The 14,243-nt window shown below is 70.9% G+C and carries 12 protein-coding genes; 4 read left to right on the top strand and 8 right to left on the bottom strand.

The features are described 5' to 3' along the window. A complete protein-coding gene (locus tag ACTWPV_RS29535; RefSeq protein ID WP_347646079.1) occupies positions 1-1,317 on the top strand; it encodes a transcriptional regulator in 1,317 nt (438 codons plus the stop codon). An 18-nt stretch (positions 1,318-1,335) separates the two neighbouring features. On the opposite strand, the gene ACTWPV_RS29530 is transcribed toward ACTWPV_RS29535, so the two are convergent. Both ACTWPV_RS29530 and ACTWPV_RS29525 read right to left on the bottom strand, forming a co-directional pair. Then, positions 1,336-2,415, bottom strand: a complete 1,080-nt coding sequence (locus ACTWPV_RS29530; protein ID WP_443154288.1) for a helix-turn-helix domain-containing protein — start codon at positions 2,413-2,415, stop codon at positions 1,336-1,338. Between the two features lie 40 nt (positions 2,416-2,455). Then, entirely contained in the window at positions 2,456-3,316 is an 861-nt protein-coding gene (locus ACTWPV_RS29525; RefSeq protein ID WP_443154287.1) for a fumarylacetoacetate hydrolase family protein, read from the bottom strand. Positions 3,317-3,525: 209 nt separating this feature from the next. On the opposite strand from ACTWPV_RS29525, the gene ACTWPV_RS29520 reads away from it, so the two are divergent. Continuing rightward, positions 3,526-4,827: an aspartate aminotransferase family protein gene (locus ACTWPV_RS29520; protein ID WP_347646082.1), complete on the top strand. Its 1,302-nt coding sequence runs from the start codon at positions 3,526-3,528 to the stop codon at positions 4,825-4,827. Here ACTWPV_RS29520 and ACTWPV_RS29515 read toward each other — a convergent pair. The 5 genes from ACTWPV_RS29515 to purD form a co-directional block, all read right to left on the bottom strand. Continuing rightward, positions 4,708-5,721 (bottom strand): EamA family transporter, encoded by a 1,014-nt coding sequence (locus ACTWPV_RS29515; protein WP_443154286.1) that lies wholly within the window; start codon positions 5,719-5,721, stop codon positions 4,708-4,710. The two genes, ACTWPV_RS29520 and ACTWPV_RS29515, sit on opposite strands and share 120 nt — an antisense overlap. 400 nt (positions 5,722-6,121) lie before the next feature. Beyond that, positions 6,122-7,411 (bottom strand): GTP cyclohydrolase IIa, encoded by a 1,290-nt coding sequence (locus ACTWPV_RS29510; protein ID WP_443154484.1) that lies wholly within the window; start codon positions 7,409-7,411, stop codon positions 6,122-6,124. Positions 7,412-7,612: 201 nt separating this feature from the next. Next, positions 7,613-8,878 carry a UDP-N-acetylglucosamine 1-carboxyvinyltransferase gene (gene murA / locus ACTWPV_RS29505; protein WP_347646084.1) on the bottom strand — a complete coding sequence of 422 codons (1,266 nt, stop codon included), beginning with the start codon at positions 8,876-8,878 and terminating at the stop codon, positions 7,613-7,615. Between the two features lie 79 nt (positions 8,879-8,957). Continuing rightward, complete coding sequence (locus ACTWPV_RS29500) at positions 8,958-9,794, bottom strand: phosphoribosylaminoimidazolesuccinocarboxamide synthase (RefSeq protein ID WP_443154285.1); 837 nt, start codon at positions 9,792-9,794, stop codon at positions 8,958-8,960. Further along, positions 9,791-11,005: a phosphoribosylamine--glycine ligase gene (gene purD / locus ACTWPV_RS29495; RefSeq protein ID WP_347646086.1), complete on the bottom strand. Its 1,215-nt coding sequence runs from the start codon at positions 11,003-11,005 to the stop codon at positions 9,791-9,793. Before purD ends, ACTWPV_RS29500 begins: the two co-directional genes overlap by 4 nt. A gap of 403 nt (positions 11,006-11,408) precedes the next feature. Between purD and corA the strand changes: the two genes are divergently transcribed. Beyond that, entirely contained in the window at positions 11,409-12,488 is a 1,080-nt protein-coding gene (corA, locus tag ACTWPV_RS29490) for a magnesium/cobalt transporter CorA (protein WP_443154284.1), read from the top strand. Between the two features lie 21 nt (positions 12,489-12,509). On the opposite strand, the gene ACTWPV_RS29485 is transcribed toward corA, so the two are convergent. Beyond that, complete coding sequence (locus ACTWPV_RS29485) at positions 12,510-13,415, bottom strand: glycerophosphodiester phosphodiesterase family protein (RefSeq protein WP_443154283.1); 906 nt, start codon at positions 13,413-13,415, stop codon at positions 12,510-12,512. A 244-nt stretch (positions 13,416-13,659) separates the two neighbouring features. Here ACTWPV_RS29485 and ACTWPV_RS29480 point away from each other — a divergent pair, with 244 nt between their 5' ends. Continuing rightward, positions 13,660-14,181 carry a GNAT family N-acetyltransferase gene (locus tag ACTWPV_RS29480; protein WP_443154282.1) on the top strand — a complete coding sequence of 174 codons (522 nt, stop codon included), beginning with the start codon at positions 13,660-13,662 and terminating at the stop codon, positions 14,179-14,181. Positions 14,182-14,243: the final 62 nt, after the last annotated feature.

Here is a 14,243-nt window from a genome sequence, read left to right as displayed (position 1 = left end):
GTGGACGGGCTACGATCCAAGATCGCGATTGGTGTGGTGGGGCCGCACGATCTGGTCGAGCAGATCGTGCACATCGGCGCGAGCCTGCCGTCGGCCGCGTCGTTCCGGCTGGTGGGCGCCCCCCACGCGGGTGAGCACGAGACGCGCGAGAAGCTCGCCAAGATAGCGGGCAACATCGACGCGGTCCTGTTCACCGGGCCTCTCCAGCACGACCTGGCCACCGAGGCGGGCGAGCTGCCGGTGCCCGCCACGTTCGTGCCGGTGAGCGGGGCCGGCCTCTACTCCAGCCTGCTGCGCGGCACGCTGTCCATGCGGATCGACCCCGCCAGGGTGAGCATCGACTCGATCGCGCGCGCCGACGTGGCCGAGGCCTACCAGGAGATCGGCGTGCCCATGGACGGCGTGCACGTCTCCGAATACCGCCAGCCCGACTCGGTGCGCGACTTCGTCGGCTTCCACGAGCGCCTCTACCGCGAGGGCGCCACCACGGCGGCGCTGACCACGGTCAGGACCGTGGCCCGCAAGCTGGAGGCGGCCAAGGTGCCGGTGTTGCGGATGATGCCCACCCCGCACACGCTGCGCCTGGCCATCAACACCGCGACGCTGCTGGGCACGGGCAGCCGCCTGGAGGAGTCGCAGATCGCCATCGTGCTGGTCGAGCTCGCGGCCTCGGCCCGCCCCGCCCAGTCGGGGCCGGGCAACTACTGGCAGCAGGAGCTGAAGCTGTCGTTGCACAGGTCGCTGCTCGCCGAGGCCCGGCTGATGGGCGCGACCGTGGCCCCGCGCGAGGAGAACAGCTACGTGATCACGGCTACCGTGGGGGCGCTCTCGCAGGCCACCGACGGGTTCCGGGTGGCGCCGTTCGCCGACCGGGTGCGCGCCGACCTTGGGATGGTCGTCGAGGTGGGCATCGGGCTCGGCAACACCGCCCGCGACGCCGACGCCCACGCCCTCATCGCCGTCGAGCGGGCGCGTGCGGCCGACGCCACCGCCGCCTTCCTGGTCAGCGGCGACGGCACCGCGACCTCGCTGCCCCTGCGGCAGCGGCGCAGGCGGGAGCAGGTGGACGAGCCCATGGCCGACTCCAAGGCGGCCAGGACGCTCGACCGGCTCCTCCAGCGGCTGGGCGACGACCCCGAGGCGATGGTGGTCGACGCGGAGAGCGTGGCCGAGGTGCTGGGCGTCGCGCCGCGCAGCGCCCGCCGGGTGTTGCAGAGCCTCGTCGAGGAAGGGCTGGCGTGGGCTCTCCCGCCGGTCAGGTCGTCGCAGGCGGGGCGGCCGCGGCAGCCGTACCGGCTGGTGTCGCGCGTCGACTAGCGCGCCCGGGTGCGGGTCTCACAGGGGCAGGGGCCGGTGGTTGCGGCGATATTCGCTGGGCGAGCAGCCGACGTGGCGCTTGAACACGCCGCGGAACACCTTCGCGCTCAGATAGCCCGAGCGGGCGGCGACCGTGTCGATCGGCGCGGTGGTGGCGGTGAGCAGGACGCGGGCGTGGCGCAGCCGCAGCCCGGTCAGGTGGCGCAGGAACGTCGTCCCGCGCACGTCGGCGAACAGGTGCGCGATGTAGAACGGGCTGGCCGAGACGGCCTCCGCGACCGTCGCGAGCCGCAGGCGCGGGTCGGTGTAGTGCGCCGCCATGTAGCTCTCGGCCATCGAGAGGATGTCGCGCGCGGCGGGCGGCATCAGCCGCCACAACGTCTCCTCGATCCAGATGTGCAGGTAGGAGCGTTCGTGGATCTGGGTCACCGTCGTGAGCTCCTCGATCGGCAGGCGCGCGAAGGCGTCGACCCAGTCGGTGGAGCCGCCCGCGAGCCGGCCCCTGTTGACCACGTCCACGACGAAGAGCAGCTCGCCCATCAGCCAGTTGTGCAGCGTCCTCGGGGACAGGCCGCGCTCCTGGACGCACCTGTCCACCCAGCCCGCCAGCAGCCCGGCCGCGCCGCCCCTGTCGCCGGCCTGGATCCGGCGGGCCAGCTCCGCCTCGATGCGCACGGGCGGCGCCGCCTCGGAGTACTCCTCCTGCGGCGCCGTGATGACCCTGTCGCCGCCGAGCAGCAGCTTGTAGGCGTTGGTACGTCGGGCGTCCCGTTCGGTCGCCGTCGTGCTGCCTGGGCCCCGCCGAGGGGTGCCCAGGCTCACGGTCGCGGTGAGGTCGGTGGCGCTGACGATGCCGGCGCGGATCTGCTCGGCCAGCGCGGTCGCCTCGCCCATCAGCCTGTCGGGGTCGTCGCCGCTCAGCCGGACCAGCCACTCGTCGGGAGGCAGCGGCTCGCAGGAGGCCGGCCGTCGTGCCGCCACCGCGCGCACCGCGCGATCGGCCTGGCCGAGTTGCCGGCGCGCCCACTCCCGGCCGCGGGCCCGCGTCGAGGCGACGTAGTCGTCGATGTCGATGAGGGCGCCGACCGTGAAGTCCATGCCTCCAAGAGTACGAGTAAGGTGCGCCGATATCTATGGTTTAGGCGGGCCGAAAGTCGACACGGTTGACCAGGGTGCCCACGCCCTGCACGGTGGCCCGCATGACGTCCCCGTCCCTGAGCGGGGCGATCCCCGCGATGGTGCCGGTGGCGATGAGGTCGCCGGGCAGCAGCGTCATCCCGTCCGACAGGTCGGCGATCAGCTCGGGGATCCCGAACACCATCTGCTTGGTGTTCGCCCGCTGCCGCACCTCCCCGTCGACCTCCAGCGTCAGCTCCAGGTCCTGCGGGTCGGGCACCTCGTCCACCGTCGCGAGGTACGGCCCGGCGGGGGCGAACGTGTCGAACCCCTTGGACTGGTCCCACGGAGCGTTACGGGCGATGTTGGCCAGCTGGAGGTCGCGGGCCGTCATGTCGTTGATCACGGTGTATCCGGCCACGGCCTCCCGCCAGCGCTCGGCGGGCAGGTCGCGGACCGTCGAGCCGATCACGACCGCCAGCTCGACCTCGTGCTCCAGATGCCTCGTACGGGCCGGAGCGGTCACCGGGCGGTTGTGGCCCGTCAGCGCGGACGGCGGCTTGAAGAACAGCACCGGCTCGGGCGGCACCTCCAGCCCGCTCTCCTCGGCGTGCGCGACGTAGTTCAGCGCCAGGCAGCAGATCTTGGTGCAGGTCGCCACCGGCGGCTCGAACACCACCGACGACTCGTCGAGCACGGCCGGCGCGCCGGCCCAGAGCCGGTTCACCTCGCCGGTGAGCCGGTCCAGCCCGTACCGATCGAGCAGGGCCACCGGATCGTCACCGGCGTCCAGCCCGGCCAGGCTGAGCAGTTCGCCACCCTCGCGCCAGGCCACCAGTTCGACTTGCTCGGCGGGAGACCGCCGGATGCGCCCGAGAAACACGGCCGTTCCTTCCTGGAAGTCGCTTCACCCACAGGAAACCTGCTCAGACGTCTTCTCCGGTCAGGCCGTGGCGGCAGCCCGCTCAGCAGATCTCCATGAGCAGCTCACCAGGAGCGTCGCGGGCCTCACAAGGGCCCGTCCTTGCGATGCCGCCCTCCTTGTTGCTCTCCTCCTTGTCGGCGGCCGGAGCCGCGGCCTTTGATGGTCACATGAGCAGGACCTTGCACGTCAGCCGTGACCTCTATGCCGCCGGCCGGCACTACCTGGCCGGCGGCGTCTCCAGCGACGCCCGCCGGGTGGCCGGTGTCCCCCTCTACGTGGACCGTGCCCAGGGCGCGCGCCTGTGGGACGTGGACGGCAACTCCTACGTCGACTACGTGCTCGGCCAGGGGCCCGCGCTGCTCGGCCACTGCCCGCCGGCGGTCGTCGAGGCCATCGCGGCCCAGGCGGCCCGCGGCATGGTCTACTCGGCCCAGCACGCCGCCGAGGTGCGCGTGGCCGAGCGGATCTGTGCCATGGTGCCCTCGGCCGAACGGGTCAGGTTCAACACCGTCGGGTCGGAGGCCGTCCACGGCGCTCTCAGGCTGGCCCGCGGCTACACCGGCCGGTCCAAGATCCTCAAGTTCGAGGGCCACTACCACGGCTGGCTCGACCCCGTCCTCTACAGCGTGCACCCGGCGGTGGACGCGGCCGGGCCGGCCGGCGCCCCCATGGCGGTGCCCGGCACGGCGGGACAGCAGCCGGGGCACGCGGACGACCTGGTCATCTGCCCGTGGAACGATCTGGAGACCCTGGCCGGCCTGATGGAACGGCACTCGGGGGAGATCGCCGCCGTCATCGCCGAGCCGATCCTGTGCAACACCGGGGCGATCAGCCCGGACCCCGGCTACCTGGAGGGCGTGCGGCGGCTGTGCGACGAGCACGGCACCCTGCTGATCTTCGACGAGATCATCACCGGCTTCCGGCTCGCCCCCGGAGGCGCCCAGGAACACCTCGGGGTCACTCCCGACCTGTCGGTGTTCGGCAAGGCCATGGCCGCGGGCATGCAGGTGTCGGCGCTGACCGGCCGGGCGGCCGTCATGGACCACATCTCGACGGGCAAGGTGGCCCACGCGGGGACGTTCAACTCCCAGCCGGTCGGCATCGCCGCCGCCGAGGCCACGCTGCGCATCCTCGACGAGCAGCGCGACGAGATCTACGGCACGCTGTACGAGCGCGGCAAGTCGCTGATGGAGGGCCTGCGGTCGGCCGCGGCCGGCGCCGGCGTGCCGATGCTCGTGGACGGCCCGGGACCGGTGTTCCAGACGTACTTCACCGACGCGCCCGCCGTGCGGAACTACCGGGACTTCGCCGCCACCGACCGGGCCGGGATGGCCAGGCTGCACGCCGCGCTACTCGACCGGGGAGTCAACATGGTCCCGCGCGGCCTGTGGTTCATGTCCACGGCGCACACCGAGGCGGACGTCGCCGCCACGGTCGACGCGTTCGCCGGCGCGCTGCGGGATCTTTGACCTGCGTTCGGTCGAGATGACCAGCGCGACGCCGACCAGGATGATCACGCCGCCCACGAGGATCCGCGGCGTGATCGGCTCGCTCAGCACCAGCGCGCCGAGCACCACCGCCACGGCGGGGTTGACGTAGGCGTACGTGGACACGAGCGAGATGGGGGCGTTGCCGAGCAGCCACGAGAACGCCGTGAACCCGATCAGCGATCCCACGAGGATGAGGTAGGCGAGCGCGATCCAGGACCTGCCGGTGATCGTCGACGGGTCGAGCCGCTCACCCGTCGCGGTGCCGAGCACCGCCAGGCCGAGGCCGCCCGCGAGCATCTCGATCGTGCTCGTCGCGAACGAGTTGGCCGGCATCGTGACGCGGCCCGACAGGAACGCTCCCACCGCCCACAGCAGCGAGGCGACCAGCACCACCGCGATCCCCGTGGCGGCCGCCCCTTCGTTGCCGGTGAGCGAGAGCGCCGCCACCCCGCCGAGGCCCACCAGCACGCCCGCCATCGTGGCGGCCCTGGGACGGTCACGCACCGCGAACCTGAAGGCGACGAGCCACAGCGGAACCGACGCCACGAGCAGCGCCGCCAGCCCGGTCGAGATGTACTGCTCCGCCACGGACAACATGCCGTTGCCCAGGGTGAGCAGCAGCACGCCCACCAGCGAGGCGCTGAGGAGCTGCCGCCGGGTCATCGTGAACGCCCGCCTGCCGGACGTGAGGAGCAGGAACCCGCCGAGGAGCACGGCCGCGGCGAGGAACCGCATGGAGGCGCCGAGCAGCGGCGGGATCGACTCGACCACGATGCCGATGCCGAGGTAGGTCGACCCCCAGACCACGTAGACGATGGCGAGGGCGCCCCAGACGATGAGCGGGGATCGTTGGTCAGGAGCGTTGCGGTCCATGGGTCATGACAGTAGCCGAGCAGCCCGACAGAAACCGCGCGACTATCGGACAACCTACTGGCCCGATCCTTGCGGTTGCGGGGAGCTCTCACCTGCGCGCGCCGGACGAGGGACCATCGGAAGATTGGTGCCCCCGTCCGAATCCCGTCGATCGGGGGCGTCGCAATTCATACCCCTTCTCACGAGGACCAACCGCCATTTCCCCAAATGTCAACCACCAGTTGGCCAAGTGCTGGCCCGCCGGACAGTCGCCAGGGCACGGGAGGCCCCGCTGCGGGGCAACCGGAAGCGGGCCCGCCGCCGTCGGAGGGGGAAGGTGCGGCGGCGGGCCCTGTATCCGGTGGATCAGCCCTCCGGGGTTCAGCCCGGTGGAGGATCGGCCCGGATCAGCCCTGACGGATCAGCGCGGCCCGAGCTTCTCCACGATCAGCCGGTACAGCTGCCGGGGCCGGCCGGGCTGGGGGGTGCGGTTGGGCGGTAGCGGCCACGCGAGTCCCTCGTCAACCAACGTGCGCAGCAACCGCCGAGCCGTACGGGGTGTCACCCCCAGCATCTTGCCTGCCCCTTCGGCGTCCACGACCGTGTCGCCGCCTTCCAGCTTGGCCGCCAGCCGGGCCAGCACCTCGACCCCTTTGGGTTTGAGTGCGGTGGCCCCGGTCGGCGGCATCCGCGGGGCCGGGATGAGCGCCCGCCCCTCGCGGTCGACCGCGAACCCCTGCGCCTGCTTGCCCGCCTGCGTGCGGGCCAGCGCCGCCCGCGCGTGCGACTCCGCGTCGTGGGTCGTACGACCCATGCCCACGCCGACCTCGACCGCCAGCCCCAGCTCGTCCCTGATCCTGGCCGCGAACGGCAACACCCGGAAGCCGTCGGTGGCCGCCGCGATCGAGCCCCTGGTCGCCGTGACCAGATAGCTGTGATCGTCGATGGGCCAGACGGTGGCGTTGATGCGGTTCGCCTCCTGGACCAGCAGCCGGTGCAGCGACAGCCGCAGCTCGTCGCGCCAGTAGCGGGGCGCGGCGCGGCGCACGGGCTCGCGCAGCGTCGGCACCTCCACCAGCACCACGGTCAGCTGCGACTCCTCCAGCCGGTGATGCGCCCCGAGCAGCGCCGCGGTGTGCAGCGCCGTGCGGACCGCGGCGGAGGTCGGCCTGATCCTGATGACCGGTACGCCCGCCGTGTGCAGGCGTTCGGCCACCGAGGGCAGGCACGTCAGCGCTCCCGTGGTCGCGCCCTGCCTGGCCAGGCGTTCGTGGTAGGCCGCGATCGTGCCGGTGGCTCCCGGCTCGTCGCGGCTGTGCACGTCCGTGGCGGGGATGCCGAGGTCGGTGTACGCCTCCTCGACGTCAGCCCGGCTGACCACGTCGATGCTGACCCGTTTGGGGTCCATCCGGGTGTCGATCGCGGCCTTGGCCAGCGCCGCCACCAATGCTGCTCCGCCGAGTTGCACGTAGGTCGCGGGCATCGTCAGCACGCCGGATCGCCTGGCCAGGTCGTAGGGGACCGGGCTGGCGAACAAGCATGCGTCGACACCGGGCCCGAGCCTCGTCACCTTGTCGGGTGCCTCCTGCTCGTCGCGGTAGGCGGCCGCCACCAGTCGACATGGCAGCGGTGCCGCGGCGTGACCCATCAGCATGACTCGCTCGACAAGGTCGTGGGGTCCGACCACGCCGATGGTGAGGTCCGGTGTCATGGCGCCCGGGCGTGACACTCGGGGAGTTTCTTCGGCCCTCTCGACCAATGTTCGTCCCATCCTGCTGTCCGTTGCAGTGCTCTCTTTTGGAACGATCGCTCGCGGGGGCCGTAATGTCACGCCCGACTTTTCCGGAAAGCCGTTCAGGTTGACCGCCCGACAAGATGTCCTAGCAGCTCAACGAGGTTTTTCTCGCGTTTGTTAGTGCGTGGAAATCTCTCGTGTAATGTCCGCGCCGAGCGCGCGCATTCGGGCGGCGAGATGCGCGTGGCCGCGGTCGATCAGGTAGCCGGAGCCGATCACGGTCTCGCCTTCAGCGGCGAGTCCGGCGAGCACGAGGGCGATCCCGGAACGCAGATCGTGGGCCGTCACCTCGGCGCCGGTCAGGGGTGTGCGGCCGCGCACGATGGCCCTGCTGCCGTCGACCTCGACGCCGGCGCCCATCTTGTTGAGCTCGCCGGCCAGCGCGAAGCGGCCGTCGAAGATGCGCTCGTGGATGTAGCTGGTGCCGTCGGCGAGCGCCGCGACGGCCATCATCGGCGACTGCAGGTCGGTCGCGAACCCGGGATAGGTGTCGGTGATGATGTTGATCGGCCGCAGCGGGCCCTCGCAGCGCACGTGCAGCACCGCGCCCTGCCGGGCGAACTCGACGCCCATCTGCTCCAGTTTGTAGCGCACCACGCCCAGGTCGAGGCCGGTGCCCACGAGGCTCAGCTCGCCCCCGGTGATCGCCGCGGCCATCGCGAACACGCCCGCGTCGAGCCGGTCGGGCATGACCGTGTGCTCGACGGCGTGGAGCTCGTCGACGCCCTCGACGGTGATGAAGCCGGTGCCGCCGCCGCTGATGCGCGCGCCCATCTTGGTGAGCATGTCGATGACGTCGAGCACCTCGGGCTCGAGCGCGGCGTTCTCGATCACGGTGGTGCCGTTGGCCAGGGAGGCGGCCATGATGAGGTTCTCGGTGCCGGTGTGCGAGGGGGTGTCGAGGTAGAGGGTCGCCCCGGTCAGGCCGGACGCCTTGACGTGGATGACGGTCTCGCCCTCGTCGACGATCGCGCCCAGCCGCTTGTAGCCGAGGTAGTGGAAGTCGAGGTTGCGGCTGCCGAGGTTGCAGCCGCCGACGCCCTCGACGACGGCCTCGCCGAGCCGGTGCAGCAGCGCGGGGGTGAACAGCACCGAGCCGCGGAAGCGCCGGGCGATCTCCGCGGGCAGCACCGGGCTGGACAGCCGGGAGGCGTCGATGACTAGCGTGCGCTCGGACTCGTGGAGTTCGACGTACGCGCCGACCGCCTCGGCGAGCTCGATCGCGCGGCGGACGTCTTCGATGATCGGCACGTTGCGCAGGACGGTGCGGCCCTTCGCGGCCAGCAGAGCCGCACCGATCATGGGAAGCACGGCGTTCTTCGCGCCCTGGATGAACGCGGTTCCACGCAGTGCGTTGCCACCGCGCACGCGGTAACGGACCATTTCGTGCGGCTCCTTGAATTCTGGCGGTGAGGCTCGATCGGGCCAACAGTAGTCGCTAACACCACATGACCCAGCCGAATCATCCGCTAAAGGGAGCTCCCGTGATGCGCTCATACGCTTCTAGGTATCGTTCGCGTGTGCGTTCCACGATGGGGTCAGGTAGGCGAGGTGGGGGGTTTCCAGATGCTTTGTCCCATCCGGATTCGGGCGATAGTAGCCAATCGCGTACAAATTGCTTATCGAAAGAAGGTTGCGAACGGCCTGGTCGCCAGGCGTCGGCCGGCCAGAAACGCGACGAGTCGGGCGTCAGAACCTCATCGCCCAGGGTGAGCACACCGTCGGAGTCCCAGCCGAGCTCGATCTTGGTGTCGGCCACGATGATGCCCCGCTCGCGGGCGATCTCGGCGCCGCCCGTGTAGACGGCCAGCGTGATGCGGCGCAGCTCCTCCGCCGCCTCCGCGCCGACCTCCGCCACCACCTGGCCGTAGGAGATCGGCTCGTCGTGCTGTCCCATCGGCGCCTTGGTGGACGGCGTGAAGATCGGCTCAGGCAAGCGCGACCCGTCCTGCAGCCCTTCGGGCAGGCGCACCCCGGAGACGGTGCCGCTTTCGCGATATTCGGCCAGCCCGCCGCCCGTCAGATAGCCCCGGGCCACGCACTCGACCTGGACCATCGTCAACGGCCTGCACACCACGCTGCGCGGCTCGTCGCCCCTGGCCACGATGTGGTTGGGCACGACGTCCTTGAGCTGGTCGAACCACCACAACGACATCTGCGTGAGGATCGCGCCCTTGTCGGGGATGCCGGGCTCCAGCACGTGGTCGAAGGCCGAGACCCGGTCGGAGGCGACCATCAGCAGCAGGCCGTCGTCCGTCTCGTAGAGATCGCGCACCTTGCCGGAGTGCACGTGCTTCATGGGGCGATGTCCGTCCTGTAGTGGGAGCCGCGCAGCGTGATCCGCGCGGCGAGGTCGTAGGCGTTGCGCCGCGCGCTCTCCTGGTCGGGGCCGTGGCCCACCACGCTGAGCACCCGCCCGCCGTTGGAGACGATCGTGTCGCCCTCGCGCCTGGTGCCGGCGTGGATCACGTAGGCGTCGTCGGACGGTTCGATCCCCGTGATCACGTCGCCCTTGACCGGGGTGTCGGGGTAGTTCTCGGCGGCGATCACCACCGTGACGGCGGAGCCGCCCTTGAACACCGGGTCGAGCCCCAGCTCACCGGTCGCGCTCGCCATCAGCAGCCCGCCCAGCGGCGTCTCCAGCCGGTCGAGCAGCACCTGCGTCTCGGGGTCGCCGAAGCGCGCGTTGAACTCGACCACCTTCGGGCCCTTCGTGGTCAGGGCCAGCCCGACGTAGAGCACCCCTTGGTAGGGCAGCCCGCGCCGCGCCAGCTCCGCGATCGTCGGGTGCACGACCTCCCGCATGACCTGGTCGGTGAGCCCGTCGGGCGCCCACGGCAGCGGCGTGTAGGCGCCCATGCCGCCGGTGTTGGGGCCCTGGTCGCCGTCGTGGGCGCGCTTGAAGTCCTGGGCGAGCTGGAGCGGGACGGCGGTGCTGCCGTCGCACAGCGCGAACAGCGACACCTCGGGCCCGTCGAGGAACTCCTCGATCACCACTCGCCCGCACGACCGCGCGTGGTCGAGCGCCGCCCGCCTGTCATCGGTGACGACGACGCCCTTGCCCGCCGCCAGCCCGTCGTCCTTGACCACGTAGGGAGGGCCGAACTCGTCGAGCGCCGCCGCGGCCTGCTCCTCGCTGTCACAGGTCCGCGACCGTGCGGTGGGCACGTCGGCGGCCTGCATGATCTCCTTGGCGAACGCCTTGCTGCCCTCGATCATGGCCGCCTGGCTGGACGGCCCGAAGCAGGCGATGCCGGCCTCGCGCACCGCGTCGGACACCCCCGCCACGAGCGGCGCCTCGGGCCCAACGACGACGAGATCGACCCGCAGCCGCGTCGCCAGGCCGGCCACCTGGCCCGGGTCGAGCGGATCGACCGCGTGGACGGTCGCGACCTGCTCGATGCCCGGATTGCCCGGAGCGCAGTGGAGCTCGCTGACCTGGGGATCGAGCTTGAGGGAACGGCACAGGGCGTGCTCACGCCCACCGGAACCAATGACTAGAACGCGCACCCGCTCATTGTCGCAGGCCCGCCGCCATGCGCACCCACAGGTCCGCCGCGCCCGACACGTGCCGGAACAGGCGACAATCTTCGGTGAGTTCTACCAGAGACGCGTGCTCTCAGGCGAGTATTGTCAGATTGGTTCACCCGCCTGTGATAGGTTGAGGCGGCTTTGCGGCGTCCCTGTGTGATTGGAGGTGGTCCGGGATGAAACCTGGTGATCCCAGCAGTACGTGCTTTTTCACGTACTCCGTGCGTACCCCCGACCACTCCAATACGGCAGCCTGATCGTGCCTCCACGCCCTTGTTCTTGATTGAGGTGACTTCTCGTCGCGCGTGGAGCGTGCCAGGTCGGGCGGAAAGGGCCCGCCATGCGCTCGTCCACTCTTTTCCGTCGCATCAACCGTCACCCTGTGCGCCAGCACGTCGCACGCCAGCACGCCGCTCCGGCGGGCGGCGCGGTGCGCGACGTCCGCGTCCCTCCCGTTGACTCGGTCGTCGAGTTCGGCGCCTACGTCCACGGCGAGAAGGTCGCGGCCCCGGCCATCGTCGAAGCACTCGACCTCGTACGCGAGCACAACAAGAGCGCCGAAGGCGCCAACGCGTTCGTCTGGGTCGGGCTGCACGAGCCCGGCGCGCCCGAGGTGGAGTGGCTGGCCGAGGTGTTCGACCTGCACCCGCTCTCCGTCGAGGACGCGGTCAAGGCCCACCAGCGCCCCAAGATCGAGCGGTACGGCGACTCGTTGTTCATGGTGCTCAAGACCATCGCCTACCTCGACCCCGTCCGGGCGCAGGGCACCAGCGAGATCATCGCCACCGGCGAGATCATGGTGTTCCTCGGCGCCGACTTCGTGGTCACCGTGCGGCACGGCGAGCACTGCCCGCTCACCGCGGTCCGCGAGCGCCTCGAGGACAAGCCCACGCTGATGAGCCGCGGCCCGGCCGGCGTCCTGCACGCCATCGCCGACCACGTGGTCGACCAGTATCTCCAGGTGTCCGACCTCATGCAGCTTGAGCTGGAGGAGGTCGAGGCGACCGTGTTCGCCGACGTCAGCTCCCGTGACATCAACCGGATCTACCAGCTCAAGCGCGAGATGCTGGAGATGAAGCGGGCCGTCACCCCGCTGCAGGCGCCGCTGTCGGCGCTGCCCCAGCGCCGCGTCGTCCCGTCGGAGATGCGCGAATACTTCCGCGACGTCGGCGACCACCTGTCGCGGGTGTGCGAGCAGGTGGAGTCGTCCAACGAGCTGTGCAGCTCCATCCTCCAGGCCGCGCTCGCCCGCTCCAACGCGCTGGCCAACGAGGACATGCGCAAGATCTCCTCGTGGGTGGCCATCCTCGCGGTGCCCACCATGATCGCCGGCATCTACGGCATGAACTTCGACTTCATGCCGGAGACCGAGCAGGTCTGGGGCTATCCGGCGGTGCTGGGCGTCATGATCACGGCCTGCGTGCTGCTCCATCGCGGCTTCCGCCGCAACGGCTGGCTCTAGGCACCGGCCTGCTCCGGCCCTCTAGACGCCGACCGGCTTGAGCGGGCCCACCGGCTCGGGCAGCTCCAGGCCGCGCTCGCGCCACAACTCCCGCATCCGGTCGGGATAGTCGGTCACGATCCCGGCCACTCCCAGATCCAGCATCCGGCCCGCCAGCTCGGTGTCGTTGACCGTCCACACCGCCACGTCGAGACCGGCCGCCCCCACCTGCGCCATCAGGGCCTCGTCGACCATGGGGTGCTTGGGCGAGAGCGTGGTCGCACCGGCCTCGCGCGCGGTGGCCGGCATGTCGTCGCCCAGGTCGTCGTGCCAGTGCAGGGTGTCGGGCTCGATCAGCGCGAACCTGCGCGTGCCCGGGGCGAGCCGGGCGGCGTGGCGGATGATCCGCCAGTCGAAGCTGAGGACGGCGACGTTGTCCAGCCGTCCGTGCCGGTCGAGCTCCTCCACGACGAGCTCGGTGAAGGCCTCGGGGTCGGGCGTCAGCTCGGGCCTGGTCGGGTCGGACTTCAGCTCGACGTGCAGGCGTACGCTCTCGGCGTCGTAGGCGTTCACCAGGCCCAGCACCGCGCCGAGCGTCGGCATCCGGGTCTCGGGCATCGGCACCTGGGTCAGCGCGAAGGGGTCGTCGGGATGGCGCGGCAGCCGCACGCCCACGTCGAGCGTGCGCAGCTGCGCGAGGGTGAGCGCGTTGATCGGCCGGCCGACATAGGGGAAGAGCGGGTCGCCGGCGCGGATGGGACGCCTGTCGGCGCTGGTCACGGCGGAGACCGTGAGGTCGTGCGTGAGCACGAGGCGCCGATCGGCGGTGAGCGCGACGTCGAGCTCGAGCGCGTGCACGCCCAGCTCCATCGTGCGGCTCATCCCCGGCAGGGTGTTTTCCGGCCAGAGGCCGCGAGCACCCCGGTGACCATGAATCTCAACGCGCACAACCCGGACCCTACCTGGCTGGAGGGGCGACTAGACAGTGCCACGCCGTGTCCTTTTTATCCTGCTACGCCCGGTCGATGACTAGACCTCAGACAATAGGCTGGATTGCATGACGGAGGTTCTCAAAAAGGTCCATTCCGCAACGGTCGGGGCATGGGTGGACGGATGGGTGATCTCCCGCAGAGCCCCACGGCCCGTACCCCAACCGTGGGGGTGGAGAGTCGACGTCGGCCTCCCCGGACACGTGGCCCGCCACATCGTGGCCGCACCCACCCCCGACATCCTCCACCAGCTGACCAGCAGGATCACGACCCCCGGCACCTGGCTCAAACTCTGCGCGCCCGCCGAGGCCGTCGTCCCGCACCTCCCGCCCTCCTGGCGCATCCAGGAGCCGGAGTTCATGATGACCACGACCCGCCTGCCCCGCACGGCCCGGCCCTCGGCCCCGGCGGGCTACACGGCGGCCGTCACGACCAGGGCGGGCGTCACGGTGGCCCGCCTGCTCACGAGCGCCGGCGAGGTCGCGGCCAGGGGCCAGTTCGCGCCGGCGGGCAGGACGGCCGTCGTTGACCAGGTGGAGACGGCCACCCGCCACCGCCGCCGCGGCCTCGGCACCGTCATCATGCGCACGCTCGCCTCCGCCGCCGCCTCGGCGGGCGCGCGGCAGGGCATCCTGGTGGCCACGGCAGACGGCAGGGCCCTGTACGAAACGCTCGGCTGGACCCTGCACACCCCGATGACCGCCGTGGTCCTCACCGGCCCCTGAACCGCCGTCATGGGGCACGGCTTCCCGGGACCTGCGGGGGGCGTGACCCACCCCCGCAGAAA

The organism is Nonomuraea sp. KM88 (assembly GCF_052245635.1).
GTDB lineage: Bacteria > Actinomycetota > Actinomycetes > Streptosporangiales > Streptosporangiaceae > Nonomuraea.
Note: the sequence above shows the minus strand (reverse complement) of the source record. Positions and strands in the feature narration are given on the sequence as shown.